We start from the raw sequence: 17,218 nt of genomic DNA, 5'->3' as shown, positions 1-17,218 counted from the left end.
ACAGGCTTAGGCCTGCTTGCGCGCTTCTTTAACCAGCTCAGCAACACGACCAGACAGCTGGGCGCCTTGGCTCTGCCAGTGAGTAACGCGATCCAGATCAACACGCAGACGCTCTTCTTGACCACGGGCAACCGGATTGAAGAAGCCGATACGCTCGATGAAACGGCCATCACGGGCGTTGCGAGAATCGGTAACAGTCAGGTGATAAAAGGGACGCTTTTTGGCGCCACCACGTGCCAAACGAATGGTAACCATACGATAACTATCCTTCGGTTGAGGTTACGAGAGTGGGGCATAGCGCAAACCGCTATCAGAACACTCGTCATACTGTTTTCTTGGCGCACCACCTGCTTATATAAGCCAAGGCGACACACCATCAGGACCTTCACTGGCAAGTATTGGCGCCGTGCTAACGCACATTTTGCCAACACCCACGCATGAAGAGGCCGCATTCTACGCAAATGCGCTCGGCTTGGAAAGCCTGACAGCCAGAAAACTCACAGGTCGTCAACCTTACCAAGCGCATCAGAACGCGACGACAGGTACCATTTAGCGCCAGGGTAAGCCGCCAGGACCACCCATGCCGCCCATACCACCGGGGCCACCCGGGCCGCCGCCGCCACCCATCATGCCCGACATACCGCGCATCATTTTCTGCATGCCACCTTTCTTGCCCGCTTTCTTCATCATCTTCTGCATCTGCTTGTGCTGCTTTAGCAGGCGGTTCAAGTCAGGCACCTGCAGGCCCGCCCCCGCTGCTATGCGGCGTTTGCGCGAACCGTTAATGATGTCGGGCTTGCGGCGCTCTTTGGGCGTCATGGAGTTGATCAGCGCTTCTAGCTTGCCTAGCTCCTTCTCAGGGCCGGGGCCTTGCGCCAGTTCGGCCATTTGGCCCATGCCCGGCAGTTTGCCGAGCAGGCCGCCCATGCCGCCCATTTTCTTGAGCTGCTGAAGCTGGTCACGGAAGTCCTCAAGATCAAAGCCATCGCCCTTCTTCACCTTACTGGCAAGCTTGGCGGCCTTGTCTTTATCCACCGTGCGCTCGGCTTCTTCGATCAGCGACAGCATGTCGCCCATACCAAGAATTCGAGACGCGACCCGGTCGGGGTGGAAAGGCTCTAGCGCATCGACCTTTTCACCAACCCCCATAAACTTGATCGGCTTACCCGTGACATGACGGACAGACAGTGCAGCACCACCCCTTGCATCACCATCAGCCTTGGTCAGGATCACACCGGTCAAGGGCAGCGCTTCATTGAACGCCTTGGCGGTATTTACCGCATCCTGGCCAGTCATGGCATCGACAACAAACAGCGTTTCTTGGGGAGAAACCGCCTTATGCAGTGCCTGAATTTCCGCCATCATCGCTTCATCGATGGCAAGGCGGCCTGCAGTATCGACTAGCACTACGTCGTGGAACTGAATTTTAGCGTGCTTGATGGCCGCGTTGGCGATGTCGACCGGCTTCTGATCAGAGCGGGAGGGAAAGAAGTCGACCTGAACCTCTTTCGCCAGGGTTTCAAGCTGGTCGATGGCCGCCGGACGGTAGACGTCTGCCGAGACCACCAGCACTTTTTTCTTTTCGCGCTCGCGCAGGTAGCGGGCCAGCTTGGCGACGGAGGTGGTTTTACCCGCCCCCTGCAAACCGGCCATCAGCACGACAGCGGGAGAGCCTTTTAGGCCAAGGCCTTCATTGGCCTCGCCCATAATCGCTTCCAGCTCTTGCTGGACGATTTTGACGAACTGCTGGCCCGGCGAGAGGCTTTTCGACACCTCTTGGCCGACCGCACGCTCGCGCACCCGCTCAATAAAGGCTTTAACTACCGGTAGCGCTACGTCTGCCTCAAGCAGCGCTTTGCGTACTTCACGTAGGGTATCTTTGATATTGTCGTCGGTTAGCCGTGCTTGGCCTTTGATCGACTTCAGCGTCTGGGAAAGACGCTCGCTCAGATTCTGAAACATGGGGCCTCTGCCTCCGTCGCTGTCGCCGGGCGTATTCACCGGACGAATGTGGCCGAGATTATACGCGCTCGCGGCCTGAGTCTCCATGGGCGTCAGCGTTGGCGCTCGATGGCTGTGCGACGCCGCCTTGATTGGTTATAGTAGGCGGGCCGATCTAGATGACCGGAAAATACATTGAGGCGTCCTGACTGGGAGGTATTGCCACTCGGATACAGGCGCTGTTCTGACCCTGTTCTTCTCAACAACGCGCTGCAAGGCGCATGGATAGCATCATGCAGGCGCTCCCGTTCGCCACGATCGCTTTTATACTCTATGTCGCCGCTGCCATTTGGCAGGGCATGACGCTGTTTCGCCGGGTGCCTCCCCGCCAGGGCATGGTACGTCTGCTAGGCGCGCTGGGCCTACTGTTGCATATTCCCGTGGTCGTGCAGTTGGTGGGGGAATCACCGGGGCTGCTGCCCGGCTTTACCACCAGTGCCACGTTATTGATGGCGGTGGCGGTGAATGTGGTGCTGGTGGCCAGCCTATTCAAGCCAGTGCTTAATGCGGGCATCGCGCTGTTTCCACTTGCTGGCATTGCCCTGGTTGTGGCCACTTGGCTGCCTAGCCAGGGCAGCCATAGCGGCTTAACACCGGGTATTTTGCTGCATGCCGTGAGCTCTGCTCTGGCGTTTGCCGTGCTCGCCATTGCCGCCGTGCAAGCGGTGCTGGTGGGATTGCAAAACCAGGCGCTGCGTCACCACCATATTCGCGGAATCGTCCAGTCGCTGCCACCGCTGACCACCATGGAGCGGGTGCTGTTTGAACTGGTCTGGGCAGGCATTGTGCTGCTGACACTCTCAATTATCAGCGGCTTAATCTTCCTCGATAACCTGTTTGCTCAGCACTTGGTTCATAAAACTGTTCTCTCACTGGGCGCCTGGATCATTTTCACCACGCTACTGGTGGGCCGCTACCGTTTTGGCTGGCGCGGCATGCGTGCCGTGCGCTGGACCCTCGGTGGCTGTGCCCTTCTGCTGCTGGCCTACTTTGGTAGTAAATTCGTGCTGGAAATTCTGCTTAACCGCTAAGTCTGCGGGCTTAGTGGTGATCTCGCGTCAGTAAACGCACGCTTGACACGCCACTGCCATGCTTCTACAAATCGAGCTTAATACGCCATAAAGGAACTTTCGACTTGAGCGACGACTTCCCTCTGGGGTTACTGTTCGGCCTGCTAGCCTTACTCATCCTGCTGTCTGCCTTCTTCTCTAGTTCTGAAACGGGCATGATGTCGATCAACCGCTATCGACTTAGCCACCAAGCCAACAGCGGCGACCGTAGCGCCAAGCGCGTGATGCGCTTGCTCACCCGCCCTGATCGACTCATTGGCGTTATTCTGATTGGCAATAACTTCGTCAATAACTTGGCAGCCTCCATTGCCACGATTATTGCCATCCACTTTTTTGGCGATGTGTCCGGCCCGGCTATTTCCACCGCGTTGCTCACCATCACTATTCTGATTTTCGCGGAAGTTACACCCAAAACCTACGCGGCCATCAAGCCTGAGCGCATTGCTTACCCCACCTCCTACGCCCTGGAGCCGCTGCTAAAGCTACTCTACCCCTTGGTATGGCTGGTCAATGTGATGTCGAACGGTCTGCTAAGGCTGATTGGCGTGAAAAGCGTGGATAGTGGCGGCGATAGCCTAACTCGTGACGAGCTGCGCACTGTGGTGCATGAAGCGGGCACCCTGATCCCTTACCGCCACCGGGCCATGCTGCTGTCGATTCTGGATCTTGAAAACGTGACGGTGAACGACATCATGGTGCCCCGCCACGAAGTGTTGGGCATCGACCTGGACGACTCGCTGGAAGATATTCTGACCCAGATCCGCACCAGCCAGCACACACGCCTGCCGGTCTATAAGGGCGATATCAACAACATTATTGGCATGCTGCACCTGCGCAACGCGGCGCGCTTTTTATCCCGCAGCGAAGTCACTAAAGCGGCGATTGTTCAAGAGGCACGCGAGCCCTACTTCATTCCCGAATCCACACCGCTGCATACCCAGCTGCTGAATTTTCAAAAGCAGAAGCGGCGGATCGGCATCGTGGTGGATGAGTACGGCGATGTAGAGGGGCTGGTGACACTTGAGGATATTCTCGAAGAGATCGTCGGCGAGTTCACCACCGACGTTTCTGAAGATGACGAGATTCACCAGCAGGATGATGGTAGCCATGTCATTGAAGGCACGGCTAACATTCGTGAGATCAATAAGATGCTGGGGTGGCAGTTGCCCACCGATGGCCCGAAGACGCTAAACGGACTCATCCTTGAGCACTTGGAGGCCTTCCCAGAAGGCCCAGCCTGCCTGCAGATCGGCAACACGCGGATGGAGATTCTGGAAATCCGCGATAACCTGATTACCTCGGCGCGCTGCTGGCAAAAGCTGCGCTTGCCCCGCCGCTAATCCTGCTGTCGCGGCTGGCAACGGGCGATCTCGCTATCGCCCGCAGCCTTCAATGCCCTAACCCGCTGCTCCAAGAAGCGCCTTAACGCCACACCCTCGACTTCATGCACTAAAATGGGCGGGCCAAAGTGCAGGCTCACTGGCGCTCTAAACCGCGAAGGCCACTTCTTTAGTGCTTTGCCGCCGTAGTGGGAGGTCCACGACCCCCAGAGCCCCGCCAAGCCTGCCGGAATTACTGGCACGTTGTCTCGGGCGAGAATGGTTTCGAGCCCACGGCGAAAGGTATGAATGTCGCCATCTGGGGTTAAGCGCCCTTCCGGAAACACCATCACGATATCGCCCTCACGCAGCGCCTTGCTCACTTCATCCAGGGTGCGCCGCAGCGCTCCCGGGCTATGGCGTTCCGATTCGATCGGAATCGCTCCGACCAGTTGAAACCACCACTTCAGCCAGCGGGATTCGAAGATGGGCTGATCCATCACAAACCGTAGCGACCTAGGGCTTCCACCGCCCAGCACCAACGCGTCCATAAAGCTAACGTGGTTACAGACGACCAACGCAGCGCCCCGTTTGGGTACGTGCCCTTGGCCATGCACCGACAGCCGGTAGCAAACGCGCATGGCCACGTAGATCACGCGGCGCAGCAAGCAGCGGGTGGTTTTGATTCCCCATGTCACGTCACCGCCTCCCGGTGTCGCAACCCGGCCAGCACGGTGCTCATGAGTTGATCCAATAGTTCATCGACTTTGAGTTGCTGCCCTTGCCAGTAGCCTAGCCGCTCGTTCAAGCCAAGCTGCACCAAGCCGTGAACGCTGCCCCACAAGGTACGGCCAAGGCAGCGTGCTTCCAGGTCATCCAGCGCAGGTTGATACTGCTTTAACGATGTCTCCACCTGGGTAAACAGGGCTTCAATCAGGTCGCTCTGGCGCTGGTCCAACTCCCCTTCCTGGGCGAGCGGGTAGTCAAACAGCAGCTGCCAACGGTAGCAGTCTTGCTCCGCAAACCGCCAATAGGCGTGTGCCAGGGAACGCAGCCACGGCTCCGGGGCATCCTCAGCCAGGCTGGTAATGGTATGCTGCAAACGCGCGAGGGTTTCGACGTTGACATGCTGCAATAAATTATTAAAGCTGCCGTATAGTTTTAGCAGCGTACTGGGCGCACAGCCCACCTCTCTGGCCAGGGCACGTAGTGATAAACCATGGACTGGCTGCTTAGCCAACCACTCATCACAAGCGTGCATGACCTGCGCATGGAGGGCATCGGGCGCATGCTGTCTAGGACGGGCCATGGCGATCTCTTCAGGTCAACGGCAAACAGGGAAGAAGCCTCATCGCGCTTTAGCGTGAGCAAGGTATACGATAGGATACCTTACATCGAACACTGTTTTCGACACTAAAACGCGACATTTAACGTATTGCTACTCCCCCTCGCCACTTTGTACCAGCGCCGCAGGCATCGCGCATTAAGGAGATCGGCATGACGGGACGCCTACACGTACAGCGCCTATCGCTCGCCCGCCTTGCGCCAGACCTGAAGAGCACCGAGCCACTCATTGAGTCGCCCAATCTAGCCCCGCGTCAACCTGTGTCGGCCTTCCGCCTTGAGCAGGGGCGCTTAACACATACGCCACTGTTTTGGGGGCTGACGCCGCCGTGGCTCAAAGTGCTCGACCACGCCCCCCACTGCGCGCGAGCGGAAACACTGAGCAAGCGGGCCATGTTTCACGAGGCCTTTAGCGCCCGGCGCTGCGTAATTCCGGTCAGCGGCTTTTACGTCTGGAAGCCCCAGGCCCGCAGCAAACAGCCGTTTCTGGTCACCCAGGTGAATCGCGCGCCGCTGCTGCTAGGCGCGCTATGGTGCCGTTATCACACCACGTTAACTACGTTTGCCGACTCAACAGCGCTGATCAGTGTGCCCGCCAACGCTTGCTTATCGTCGCTCACCGACCGTCTACCGGTGATCATTCCACCGGAAGCGCTGACGCAATGGTTAGACCCCAGCACTGATTTATCGTCGCTAACACCACTATTGATACCGGCACCGCTGGAACTGTTGGGCGCTTTTCCGGTATCAAAGCATGTTAATAACCCTGCCTACCAGTCACCCTCTTGCGCGCACCCCACAGGGCCGATGCTGCGCTGGACCGTGTCACAGGAGCCGTAATGTTGCGACCTACTTACGCTATTCCGCCCCGCCTCAAGGCGCGGCGTGCCGTTCTCGGCCTGACCATCAGCCTGCTCTGGATAGCCGCCCCCAGCGCATGGGCGGAAGAGAGCCCGGTGGCAGATGTGACCATCCCCAAGGTGAGCCCGTTTGATGACCGCGACTACCGCGTTTTAACGCTCGAAAACGGCCTGCAGGCGCTATTAGTGAGCGACCCGGAGGCTGATAAAGCCGCCGCCTCCATGAACGTGCGGGTCGGCAGCGCCCAGGACCCAGACGACCTGCAGGGGCTGGCGCACTTTTTGGAACATATGCTGTTCTTGGGCACCGAACCCTACCCGCAATCGGATGCCTACCAGCAATATATTTCCGACAACGCAGGCTCTCATAACGCCTTCACGGCCCAGCAGGACACCAACTACTTTTTCGATATTGAGCCTTCAGCACTGCCCGGCGCACTAGACCGCTTTAGCGAGTTTTTCCTCTCTCCGCTGTTTAATGCTGACCACTTGGAGAGCGAGCGCAATATCGTTCACTCCGAGTACATGGCGCGTATTCGCGATGAATCACGCCGCGAGAACGATGTGCTAAACCAGTTACTCAACCCTGACAATCCCACTACAGGGTTTGCGGTGGGCAGCCGAGACACGCTAGCCGACCCAGAAGGCGAGGCAACGCTGCGCGAGCGAGTGATCGACTTCTACCACCGCTACTACGATGCCAACGTGATGAACTTGGCGGTGGTAGCTCCCCAACCGCTGGACGAGCTGGAAGCCCTAGTGGTGGAGCGGTTTGCCGATATTCCCGATCATGATTTGAGCGCCCCCACCATTGATGCACCGCTGATCGACCCCGACACGCTGCCGCGCTACGTAGAGCGACAATCGCTGCAGGATCGTCGCCAACTGCGTTTCTATTTCCCGATTCCCGACCCTACCGACGAGTATCGCACCAAGCCAACTCAGCTCATTGCGCATTTACTGGGCGATGAGGGTGACGGTAGCCTGCTGGCCGTGCTGCGTGAGGCGGGCCTAGCCGACGGGCTCTCAGCGGGTGTGGGCCGCGGTGATGGCAATGAAGCACTATTTACCGTCTCCATTAGCCTGACGCCCGCAGGTGCCGAACGCCTTGACGACATCGAAGCCACGCTGTTTGCCGCGATCGAGCAGATTCGCGCCGACGGGCTGGCCGAGTGGCGCTACGACGAGCAGAAAAGCCTTAGCGAGCAGGCATTTCGCTTTCAGCAGCACGGCGCCCCCCAGCAAGAGGCCACCCGCCTAGCCATGAGCCTTTCGCGCTACCCGGTCGAGGACGTGCAGTACGCCGCGTACCGGATGGACGGCATGGACAGTGAACGCCAGCAGCGCTACTTGGACGCACTGACTCAGGACAACATGCTACGTTTTTACTCTGCACCGGATGTCGAAAGCGACACCGTATCGCCGTGGTTTAACACCCAGTGGAAAGAGCAGCCGCCGACCGCCATCGGCCAGGCGCTGAGCGGCTTAGCCTTGCCAGAACCTAACCCCTTTATTGCCAGCGACCTCACCCTTCAGGGGGGCCAGGATGAGCAGCCTACTGCCTTGATTGAGACGCCTACGTTTACCGCTTGGCACATGCAGGACAGCCGTTTTAATACGCCCAGCGTCGAGTGGCGGGTGAGCTTGCAGCACCCCAGCGCCAGCTACTCGGCGGAAGAAGCGGTACTCACGCGCTTGCTGGCAGGCTGGCTGAACGACAGCCTTAATGAGTCGCTCTACCCCGCTTGGATCGCTGGGCAGTCATTTAGTGCTTACGCCCACGCGCGCGGTATGACGCTGTCGTTTTCCGGCTGGCGCGATGGCCAAACTCCGCTGATCGAGCAAGCCCTTGAACAGCTTCAGCAGGCGGATATCTCTACCGGTGCGTTTGAGCGGGTGCGCTATCAGCTACAGCGGGAGTGGCGTAACGCCCCTCAAGCATCGCTCACCGGCCAGGCAAGCCGCGCACTAGGTGAAGCACTACTGACGCCGCAGTGGTCCACTGCTGAACTACTGGAAGCGAGCCAGCGGCTAGAGAAGCGCCATTTGGAGAATTTCCGTCGGCGCTTCTTGGATGATTTGTACATCGACGCCATGGCGGTGGGCAACCTGAACGCCGAGCAGGCGCAGGAACAGGCTAACCTGATTCGCGGTGCGCTTACGCCACGTTTGACACGCGACGACATTCCTCCGCTGACACCGCTAGAAGTCAGTAGTGAGTCGGAAATACTGCATCCTCACAGCACTCGCGAAGAGTCGCTGGTGCTACGCTATCTGCAGGGGCGCGATACCAGCGTTGAGGAGCAGGCGCGCTTGAGCGTGCTAGCCCAGTGGCTAGACACGCCGTTCTACCAGCAGTTACGCACTGAAGAGCAACTAGGTTATATCGTCAATGCGGGCTATTCACCGATGCTGGAAGCCCCGGGCATTAGTCTGATCGTACAGTCGCCGGATGTGGATAGCAGCACCATTGCCGAGCGCATGGATGCTTTTATGGAAGCCGCAGAAGCGCGTCTTAACACACTAAGCAATGGCGAACTGGCTGCCCACCGTCAAGCGGTTCACGACCGCCTGAACCAACGGGACACTAGCCTGCCAAGCATGACCAACCGCTATTGGCAGGCCACCGCGCTCGATGAGGTGCGCTTTGACCGCCGCGAGCAGTTAGCAGCCCTTGCTTTGGACGTAAGCGTTGAGGAGCTCCAATCGCTATGGCCAGAACTTCTATCACGCCAGCTGGATATTCGCTTCAATCCCGGCGACTCGCCCAGCGACATCGCGACCTACCGTGAAGCGCGCACGCCGTTCGACGCGCGCTAACCCCACCGCCAGCTCAGGCATCAAATGCCTGGGCTGGCATCATGGCCTCAACAAACATCACCAACTCTTCGAGTATCTGGCGCTCTCGGTCTGTTAGCGCTTGCTGATTATAACGCTCGATTTCCCGGGCAAATGCTTTAAGCGTAAAACCCGATAGCGCGGGATCGTTCATGCGCATCCAGCGAAACGCCTCCCACTGCTCGCGCTCTTCACCCTCCAGGGTGTCGGGGTAGCTGCGGGCGCGAAAGCGAAACAGCATCTCTTCCAGGCGTGGGTCTTGAAAGGCGAAGCGCTGCCCCACTAAGTCCCAGGGGTCCATGGCCAGCACTCGCTCCATCTGCTGACGGTCAGCGGCAGAGAAAAAACTGCCGGAGTAGAGCATTAAGTCAGGGTCTTGAGGCGACTCTTCGTAGCCGCCACTGAACACCTCGGCCACCTTCTGCGCTAAACCGCTAGCCTCACGTAGGGTTTTCCAGTGCCCTCGGCAGGCGGCAATATCGATGCCTAGACGCGCGACAATCGCGCCGTACTCACCTTTCTGCTCGCCCTCAACATCTTTCAACACCTTGGCTGGAAAGATTACCGGGCAGCGGTTGATATGAATGACTTTGAGCGGAATGCGCGCCTCCCCTTCAGAGAGATCCTGCTGGCTGACGAACACCCGCTCACGAATCTGCTCGGCGCTGAGCGCCAGTAAATCGCCGGGGTCGACGCTTAAATCGTAAACGATCACCCCGTTGGGGTTCGTGGGGTGCTCCGCCAGCGGCATCACCAGCGCGCTACAGCCTCGGCTGGCAGGATAGCGGCGGGAAATATGCAGCAGCGGCTTGGCACTGGGCAGGTCCAGCTGCTTGGCCACCGCGCGCTTGCCGCGCAGGCCAAGCAGGTAATCGAACAGTTTAGGGTTACGCGCTTTCAACAGCCGCGCCAGCGCGATGGTGGCGCGCACATCTGACACCGCGTCGTGGGCGCCCTCATGGGCAATGCCATTCGCAGCGGTGAGGTGCTCCAGTTTAAAGCTGGGAGCGCCATCTTCCCGCAGCGGCCACTCAATACCCTCTGGGCGCAGCGCATAGAACGCCCGCACCACGTCGATTAAATCCCATCGGGAGTTGCCGTTTTGCCACTCGCGGGCATAGGGATCAAGCAGGTTGCGATAAAACAGATGGCGGGAGACTTCATCATCAAAACGCAGGCTGTTGTAGCCTGCCACGCAGGTGCCGGGCTCGCTCATGGCGCTCTGCACCTGACGGGCGAACTCGGCTTCGGGAAGCCCACGACGCTGCGCTTTTTGAGGCGTGATGCCGGTAATCAGGCAAGCGGAGGGGTGCGGCAAATAATCATCGGCGGGCTTACAGTACAGCTCGATAGGGTCGCCGATTTCGTTGAGGTCGGCATCGGTGCGTAATGCAGCAAACTGAGCGGGCCGATCGCGACGCGGATCGGCACCAAAGGTCTCATAATCGTGCCAGAGAAAACTGGCAGGGGCGGCATTCGGTGGCGCCATGGATGCAAACTCCCTTGAGCGTGACAGCCCACCCATGCGCCGAGGCATCATTCGCTGGATGGGAACAAAAGCCCAAGCCTAGCACACCCGCGACGCTTCCCGCCGCCCCTCTAAGCGCTCCTTAACGTTTAGCTTTTAGGCAGCGTGACGTTAAGCTCAAGCACCGAACAGTTATCTTCGCTATCCAGCGAAATTTGAATGGCGTCGTCATCCACATGCACATAACGACGGATCACTTCGAGCAGTTCGCGCTCAAGCAGCGGCATGTAGTCAGGCTGACCACGTTGGCTACGCTGATGCGCCACGATGATTTGTAATCGTTCTTTGGCCACCGAGGCGGATTTCTTGCGCTCACGCTTCAAGAACTCCAACAGTTTCATCGACGACTACCCCCAAACATCCTGCTCAGTAGACTTTTACGCTGCATTTCATGGAAGCGCAGCGGCATCTCCTCACCTAGCAGGCGCGAAACGGTATCAGTGTAGGCTTGGCCCGCGTCACTTGAAGCATCGTGAGTGACCGGAACACCCTGGTTAGACGCACGCAACACCGCTTCTGATTCGGGGATCAGGCCGAGCAGATCAATTGCCAGAATCTCACGGATATCGTCCAGGGTCAGCATATCGCCTGACGTCACGCGGGCTGGGTTATAGCGGGTAATCAGCAGGTGCTCTTTCACCGGATCTAAGCTCTGCTCAGCACGCTGGGTTTTCGAGCCTAGCAGCCCCAGAATACGATCAGAGTCACGCACGGAAGAGACTTCCGGGTTAGTCACGACAATCGCCTCGTCGGCGTAGTACATAGCCAGCTGCGCGCCACGCTCAATCCCCGCGGGCGAATCGCATAAAATATAGTCAAAATCACCTTTAAGCTGTTCAAGAACTTTCTCGACGCCCTCTTGGGTTAAGGCGTCTTTATCCCGGGTTTGCGAGGCGGGGAGAATAAACAGATTTTCGACACGTTTATCACGGATCAGCGCCTGGTTTAGCCCGGCCTCTCCTTGAATCACATTGACGAGGTCGTACACCACCCGGCGTTCGCAGCCCATAATCAAATCTAGGTTGCGCAGGCCTACGTCGAAATCAATGACGACCGTCTTTTTGCCACGTAGCGCAAGCCCCGTCGAAATCGCTGCGGCGCTAGTGGTTTTACCGACCCCCCCTTTACCTGAGGTCACAACAATAATTTTGGCCAAGAGTCACTTCCTTCTTGAAGTCGTTCATTGCGAGCACGATTACGTTGCGCTACGCGCATAACGGGAACATCAATGTCATCAAAACAGCACACTGTAACGGATAGCGGCCGTGGCGTCGCTAGGCATGAAGCATTAACCGCCTCTCAGCCAAGCGGCTTACCCCAACGGCTTAATTTCCAGCTGCTCTTTTATGAAATGGACTTCTGCAGCGCGCCCTAAAAGCTGCGAGTCGATATCTTCCAGCCGCTTATAGTTACCCGCTACAGATAAAAGCTCTGCTTCCAGTTCGCGGCAGTAAATGCCCGCCTGGGTATTGCCATGAATACCCGCCAGCGCGCGCCCGCGCAGGGCACCATAAACATGAATACTGCCAGCGGCGAGCACTTCAGCACCGGCATTAACCGCACCGATTACAATCAGGTCGCTACCTGCAGCGCTGACCTGCTGGCCGGAACGCACTGTCCCCCGGTAAAGCCGAGTGGTTACGGAAACGGCAGTAGCGGGTTTAATGTCATCACCTTCTGGCTCGTTCAACGGAGCGACAGTTTCCAACGCTCGTGCGCGCCCCTCTTCAACTGGCGCGAACCAGCCGAGCCCCAGCGCCCATGCCGATTGGCGAATCGGCTCAGCACCACCACGTACGGCCACGGGTAACAGCTTGTGGTCGCGGCATACGGCGCAAATCCGCTCTAACGCAAGGTGGGGCTCATCGAGTTTTTCCACGCTAAGCACAACGGGTGTATGCTGAAAGAAAGCGGGAGATTGCGACAGTTTGCCAGCAAGCTGCCGCCGGATACGCTCCGGGTCAGCGCTCGTTAACTCCATGACGGTCATCGGCAGCATGCCGCCCTTGAAGGTAAAGGCTACGTCGGCGCTGTTGGCGTTGAGGCTCATGGCCGAACTCCATGTCATGTTCAGGTAAGATAAGGGTAGCGCAATCTCGCGCTTTGCGTTGTGAATCGCTGGAAAACCCACAGCGCTACGACAAAGCTAAGCGACAGCGACGAGGACTGCAACCGCCTGCTCATCGATGTCTTATTTTTTTCACGTTACGCACCTCTTAGCAGGATGATCCATGCACGGACTGTTACGACGCCTGTTCGCTCCTCGGTGGCAACACCCCGATCCCGAGGTGCGCCGCAAGGCACTCCATCAGCTTGACCCTCAGCAAACAGAGCAGCGGAAGGCCCTACACACTCTCGCCAACGATAGCGACAGCACTATTCAGTTAGCGGCGCTGCTCGCGCTTGACGATCTCAATGGCCTGCTTGTCGCCTATGAGCAGCACAGCCAGGACGAAGCATGGTTCAACGCCGTTTGCCAGCGGCTCACCGGGGCTGAGGGCCATGTAGACTTGCAGCAACGCCAAGCTCACGTGGAGAGCCTGACCGATCAACGACTGCTGAATACGATTGCCATGCAGGGCGATAACCTAGGGCTACGTCTCACCGCACTAAAGCAGCTGACGAGTGAAGAAGACTGGGTGCAGCAGGCGTGCCATAACAGCGTCGCGGCGGTACGTCATCAAGCAGCAGAGCGGGTCAACGACGAAGAGAACCTAAAGAGGCTGCTGAAAGAGGCGCGCCGTGACCGCCAGGTGGTTCGCTTCGCTAAAGAGAAGCTCACCCAGCTGCGTAACGATGCTGAATGGCTTGCAGAACAGCAGGCCCAACGGGAGCACCTGCTCACCCAGTTAGAGCAGCATGCCCGCGCCCCCTGGGAACCGCTTTACGGTGGCCGCTTCCGCCATTTAGAAAGAGAGTGGCAACACCTCAGTCATCCGCCCAGCGTTAGCCAGGAGCAGCGCTTTCATCAAGCGGTGCTGAGCTGCCGCAAAACGCTCCACGACCATGAAACTCAAGAGCAGGCCCACCAGCAAAGCCTTGCCCGCCGCGCTGAAGCAGAAAACACCCGCGATCAGCTGCTAGAAGGGCTAGAAGAGACGCTAGAGGGGCTCACCCACGCCAACGAGCTGACCGCTCAGGACATTGACAGCCTACGCGCTCAGCGCCAGCTCTTGGGCCAGCGCTGGCAGTCGCTCTCGGACCTTCACCCGCCGAATGAGGCCACCCAGCAGCGCTACAGCCAAGCGCTCAAGCAGTATGAGCAGAGCATGGAAGCCTGGCAGCGTTGGCAAACAGTGAGCCTTGCAGTAGAGCAAGCCTTGGCCAACAGCGATCACGACGGGCTAGCAGAGCACGTCGCCCAGTGCCGCTGGCCAGCGACGCTGACGGCCCCATCGTTGCTCGCTCAGGCGCAAAAGCAGCTTGCCACACAACATGCTCCGCCCCAGCAGCCAGACCTCTCCCTTAATGCGCTTAGCGCTGAGCTGGATAACTTTGAACACCTGTTAGAGCGTGGAGCATTTAAAAGTGCCAGCCGTTTACATCAGCGTTTAAAGCCCGCCATTGAAGCGCTGACAAGCGGCGATGCCAAACCGCTAAAAAGCCGCTTAAAGCACCTGGGTGCGCGGCTTGCCGAACTGCGCGACTGGCGCGGCTTTGTAGCAGGCCCTAAACGTGAGCAGCTCTGCGCCAGCATTGAGGCATTGGCAGACGATCCGCATATGGCGGAGTCTGCGCTTGACCGGCACCACCGCCAACTGGTGAAAGAGTGGAAAGCACTCGGCGATGCGGCGGCCAACAGAGAGCAATCGGCCCGCTTTCGGGCGGCCTCTGACCGGATCCATGAGCGCCTAGCGCCCTGGCGTGCACAGCTTGACCAGGAACGAGAGGCCAACCTGCACGGCCGCGAAGCGCTGTGCGAGCAGCTGGAAACACTGCTTGCTCAACCCGCTGAAGATGCCGACCCCGATATGCTGCGGGAGATTCGTGATAAAGCGCGCCACCAATGGCGCCACTACTCTCCGGTGCCCCGGGAGCGCTCCGAGGCTATTGGCCGCCGTTTTGGGGCAATCCGTCACCGCCTGCAGGCGCTCATTGACCAGCGTGCTGAGCAGATCGCCGCACAAAAGCGTGAGCTGATTGAGCAAGTGCAAGCACTGCAAAACGATAGTGAACAGCCACTGGCAACGCGCATTACGCGCACCAAGCAGCTACAGCAGCAATGGCGCTCGTTAGGCCGCGCGCCCAAAGGGGAGGAGCAAGCACTATGGAAGACCTTCCGCAGCGCCTGCGACCAGCTGTTTGCTCAGCGCGACGCGCATAAGCACGAACAAGCCAACCGCCAGCAGCAAACGCTTGACCAACTGCAGGCCATTATTGATGAAATGGATGGCTGGCAACCTACCCAGGCAGATGAATCGGAGCGGCTAGATACCTACCTTGCCAGTATCAGCCAGCTAGAGCCTATGCCCCGCAATCGCCGTAGCGAAGGGATGCAGCGCCGCCTCAGTGGCATTGTGCGAGCCAAACGAGAGCGTTTAAGCCGCCTAGAAATTGTTGGCCAGGTGCAGCAGTGGCATGCGTTACTACCGCTAGTGAATGCGCACTTACATGCTGACCAGCAAGCGCTCAATGGTGAGGGCGCACAGGCCGTGGAGGCTACCAGCGAGATATCCATTGAGCTAACAGAGGCCTTCAACGAAGCACACCAGCAGCGCAATCACGCTCGCCTCTCTACCCCACTGCCACTTTCAAGTGAGCAACAGAGTGCGTTAGAAGAGCAGTTGGCACGCCTAAGAGTCCATCTTTCATTGCTCGCCTTAGGCAGCGTCAAACAGCGTGATGAACCACTGCGACTCGCCATTCAAGTTGAGCGCTTAAACAGCGGCATTCATACTGAGCGCAGTAAAGCGGATGAGCTGGACGAGGTACTGGTGGCGCTGTTGGCGCTAGGGCCAATGCCCCACAACTTATGGCTGCAAGAAGTCAATGAGCTGGATAACCTACTGAGCCGTTTGGCCCGCCCGCCCCAGCCATAACTCGCTTACACATAGCGCTAGCACACAAAGCAAACGGGAGGCGCATCGCCCCCCGTTTTTTGCTTTCTTTCTTGTGAAAAGATCGCTGGTGCTTAATGGTAGGGCTTAGCCCATAAACTGGCCGCCGTTAATATCAATGTTGGCACCTGTGATAAAGCCGGACTCTTTGTCGGCCAGGAACGTCACCAAACGACCAATCTCTTCTGGGGTGCCGTAGCGTTTTACCGGAATCGTCTCACGAATCGCTTCACGAACCTGCTCCGGAATTTTCATAATCATGTCGGTGGCGATATAGCCGGGGGAGACGGTATTCACGGTAATACCCTTCGTGGCCGTTTCCTGCGCCAACGACATGGTTAACCCGTGCATTCCCGCTTTGGCCGCTGCGTAGTTCACCTGACCAAACTGGCCTTTACGACCGTTGATGGATGAGATGTTAATAATGCGCCCATAGCCATTCTCCAGCATTCCCTCAATGACGCTACGGCAAGTATTGAAGACGCTATTAAGGTTAGTATCAATCACTTGATACCACTGCTCATAGGACATCTTTTTCATGGTGCCATCGCGGGTAATGCCTGCGCAGTTGACCAGCACGCTGATCGGCCCATGTTTTTCATGGATTTCGCGGGCACCTTCGAGACAGGCGTTATGGTCGGACAAATCAACACCCGATAATGCGATATTGTTATAGCCGTCGGCTTGCTGGGTTTCCAGCCAGATTTTGGCTTTGTCGGGGTTATGGTACCCCGCCACCACCAGATAACCCGCATCTGCCAACGAACGACAAATTGCCGTTCCGATTCCACCAGTTCCACCAGTTACCCAGGCGACGGGGGCTTGATTGGCCATTGACTACCTCCCTGATAAGACAAATGGCTTGGACTTTAATCACTGTTATGGCGTCGCAAGCCACTCTGAATAAGCGCATTCGCGCTTCTTTCACTCACAGCACGCCGCTTGTTCTATTGGGCGACACACCGACAGTAAGCTTTTTGTTATGCTGATTGAAAGCATAGCTTTACTCCCTCAATGTTGCAGCACGATGAAGATGACTGCCAGCAAGAAAGCGATTTATATGACTAGCGTCTCCCCACTTTTCCACAGGTGGTGCTGTAACTGCCTGAATAGCGTTGAAAATTTCAGTGCTATCAACGAGATCGGGGGCTTTCCCGCCGGTATCATGTTGTTACCCCTAACACCATGAACCAAAAGGAAA

Annotated in this window: 14 protein-coding genes; 5 read left to right on the top strand and 9 right to left on the bottom strand. The window is 57.8% G+C overall.

What is annotated here, in order from left to right; genetic code table 11:
* Window positions 1–6: 6 nt before the first annotated feature.
* Both rpsP and ffh read right to left on the bottom strand, forming a co-directional pair.
* Window positions 7–255, bottom strand: a complete 249-nt coding sequence (gene rpsP / locus AC13CN_RS08295; RefSeq protein WP_009098555.1) for a 30S ribosomal protein S16 — start codon at window positions 253–255, stop codon at window positions 7–9.
* A gap of 294 nt (window positions 256–549) precedes the next feature.
* The gene (gene ffh, locus AC13CN_RS08290; protein WP_054640812.1) at window positions 550–1,962 is read right to left on the bottom strand and encodes a signal recognition particle protein; all 1,413 of its coding nucleotides are present in this window, start codon (window positions 1,960–1,962) and stop codon (window positions 550–552) included.
* 272 nt (window positions 1,963–2,234) lie between these two features.
* On the opposite strand from ffh, the gene AC13CN_RS08285 reads away from it, so the two are divergent.
* Together AC13CN_RS08285 and AC13CN_RS08280 are read left to right on the top strand one after the other, a co-directional pair.
* Entirely contained in the window at window positions 2,235–3,032 is a 798-nt protein-coding gene (locus tag AC13CN_RS08285; RefSeq protein ID WP_054644946.1) for a cytochrome C assembly family protein, read from the top strand.
* Between the two features lie 104 nt (window positions 3,033–3,136).
* A complete protein-coding gene (locus tag AC13CN_RS08280) occupies window positions 3,137–4,411 on the top strand; it encodes an HlyC/CorC family transporter (protein WP_062359483.1) in 1,275 nt (424 codons plus the stop codon).
* On the opposite strand, the gene AC13CN_RS08275 is transcribed toward AC13CN_RS08280, so the two are convergent.
* Together AC13CN_RS08275 and AC13CN_RS08270 are read right to left on the bottom strand one after the other, a co-directional pair.
* Complete coding sequence (locus AC13CN_RS08275; RefSeq protein WP_483053118.1) at window positions 4,408–5,088, bottom strand: 1-acyl-sn-glycerol-3-phosphate acyltransferase; 681 nt, start codon at window positions 5,086–5,088, stop codon at window positions 4,408–4,410. The two genes, AC13CN_RS08280 and AC13CN_RS08275, sit on opposite strands and share 4 nt — an antisense overlap.
* A complete protein-coding gene (locus AC13CN_RS08270) occupies window positions 5,085–5,699 on the bottom strand; it encodes a TetR/AcrR family transcriptional regulator (protein WP_475317055.1) in 615 nt (204 codons plus the stop codon). The genes AC13CN_RS08275 and AC13CN_RS08270 overlap by 4 nt, the downstream gene beginning before the upstream one ends.
* 188 nt (window positions 5,700–5,887) lie before the next feature.
* Between AC13CN_RS08270 and AC13CN_RS08265 the strand changes: the two genes are divergently transcribed.
* Window positions 5,888–6,574, top strand: coding sequence for an SOS response-associated peptidase (locus tag AC13CN_RS08265; RefSeq protein WP_044629627.1), 687 nt, complete (start codon window positions 5,888–5,890; stop codon window positions 6,572–6,574).
* Window positions 6,574–9,414 (top strand): insulinase family protein, encoded by a 2,841-nt coding sequence (locus AC13CN_RS08260; protein ID WP_172515357.1) that lies wholly within the window; start codon window positions 6,574–6,576, stop codon window positions 9,412–9,414. Before AC13CN_RS08265 ends, AC13CN_RS08260 begins: the two co-directional genes overlap by 1 nt.
* Window positions 9,415–9,427: 13 nt before the next feature.
* On the opposite strand, the gene sbcB is transcribed toward AC13CN_RS08260, so the two are convergent.
* The 4 genes from sbcB to minC all read right to left on the bottom strand — a co-directional run bounded on the left by sbcB (window position 9,428) and on the right by minC (window position 13,010).
* Window positions 9,428–10,921: an exodeoxyribonuclease I gene (sbcB, locus tag AC13CN_RS08255; RefSeq protein ID WP_172515356.1), complete on the bottom strand. Its 1,494-nt coding sequence runs from the start codon at window positions 10,919–10,921 to the stop codon at window positions 9,428–9,430.
* 128 nt (window positions 10,922–11,049) lie between these two features.
* Window positions 11,050–11,301 carry a cell division topological specificity factor MinE gene (gene minE / locus AC13CN_RS08250; RefSeq protein ID WP_016915987.1) on the bottom strand — a complete coding sequence of 84 codons (252 nt, stop codon included), beginning with the start codon at window positions 11,299–11,301 and terminating at the stop codon, window positions 11,050–11,052.
* Entirely contained in the window at window positions 11,298–12,116 is an 819-nt protein-coding gene (gene minD, locus AC13CN_RS08245) for a septum site-determining protein MinD (protein WP_062359492.1), read from the bottom strand. Before minD ends, minE begins: the two co-directional genes overlap by 4 nt.
* Before the next feature lie 156 nt (window positions 12,117–12,272).
* A complete protein-coding gene (minC, locus tag AC13CN_RS08240) occupies window positions 12,273–13,010 on the bottom strand; it encodes a septum site-determining protein MinC (protein ID WP_172515355.1) in 738 nt (245 codons plus the stop codon).
* 181 nt (window positions 13,011–13,191) lie between these two features.
* Here minC and AC13CN_RS08235 point away from each other — a divergent pair, with 181 nt between their 5' ends.
* Window positions 13,192–15,999 (top strand): DUF349 domain-containing protein, encoded by a 2,808-nt coding sequence (locus tag AC13CN_RS08235; RefSeq protein ID WP_172515354.1) that lies wholly within the window; start codon window positions 13,192–13,194, stop codon window positions 15,997–15,999.
* Window positions 16,000–16,104: 105 nt separating this feature from the next.
* Here the strand turns inward: AC13CN_RS08235 and phbB are convergent, their stop codons facing one another.
* Window positions 16,105–16,851, bottom strand: coding sequence for an acetoacetyl-CoA reductase (gene phbB / locus AC13CN_RS08230; RefSeq protein WP_062359496.1), 747 nt, complete (start codon window positions 16,849–16,851; stop codon window positions 16,105–16,107).
* Window positions 16,852–17,218 lie beyond the last annotated feature (367 nt).

The sequence above is a fragment of the Vreelandella sp. L-25 genome (assembly GCF_056857535.1).
Note: the sequence above shows the minus strand (reverse complement) of the source record. Positions and strands in the feature narration are given on the sequence as shown.

Coding starts and splice junctions, on each gene's coding strand:
- rpsP (WP_009098555.1), bottom strand. CDS start 255: ATGGTTACCATTCGTTTGGCACGTGGTGGCGCCAAAAAGCGTCCCTTT.
- ffh (WP_054640812.1), bottom strand. CDS start 1,962: ATGTTTCAGAATCTGAGCGAGCGTCTTTCCCAGACGCTGAAGTCGATC.
- AC13CN_RS08285 (WP_054644946.1), top strand. CDS start 2,235: ATGCAGGCGCTCCCGTTCGCCACGATCGCTTTTATACTCTATGTCGCC.
- AC13CN_RS08270 (WP_475317055.1), bottom strand. CDS start 5,699: ATGGCCCGTCCTAGACAGCATGCGCCCGATGCCCTCCATGCGCAGGTC.
- AC13CN_RS08265 (WP_044629627.1), top strand. CDS start 5,888: ATGACGGGACGCCTACACGTACAGCGCCTATCGCTCGCCCGCCTTGCG.
- AC13CN_RS08260 (WP_172515357.1), top strand. CDS start 6,574: ATGTTGCGACCTACTTACGCTATTCCGCCCCGCCTCAAGGCGCGGCGT.
- sbcB (WP_172515356.1), bottom strand. CDS start 10,921: ATGGCGCCACCGAATGCCGCCCCTGCCAGTTTTCTCTGGCACGATTAT.
- minE (WP_016915987.1), bottom strand. CDS start 11,301: ATGAAACTGTTGGAGTTCTTGAAGCGTGAGCGCAAGAAATCCGCCTCG.
- minC (WP_172515355.1), bottom strand. CDS start 13,010: ATGAGCCTCAACGCCAACAGCGCCGACGTAGCCTTTACCTTCAAGGGC.
- AC13CN_RS08235 (WP_172515354.1), top strand. CDS start 13,192: ATGCACGGACTGTTACGACGCCTGTTCGCTCCTCGGTGGCAACACCCC.
- phbB (WP_062359496.1), bottom strand. CDS start 16,851: ATGGCCAATCAAGCCCCCGTCGCCTGGGTAACTGGTGGAACTGGTGGA.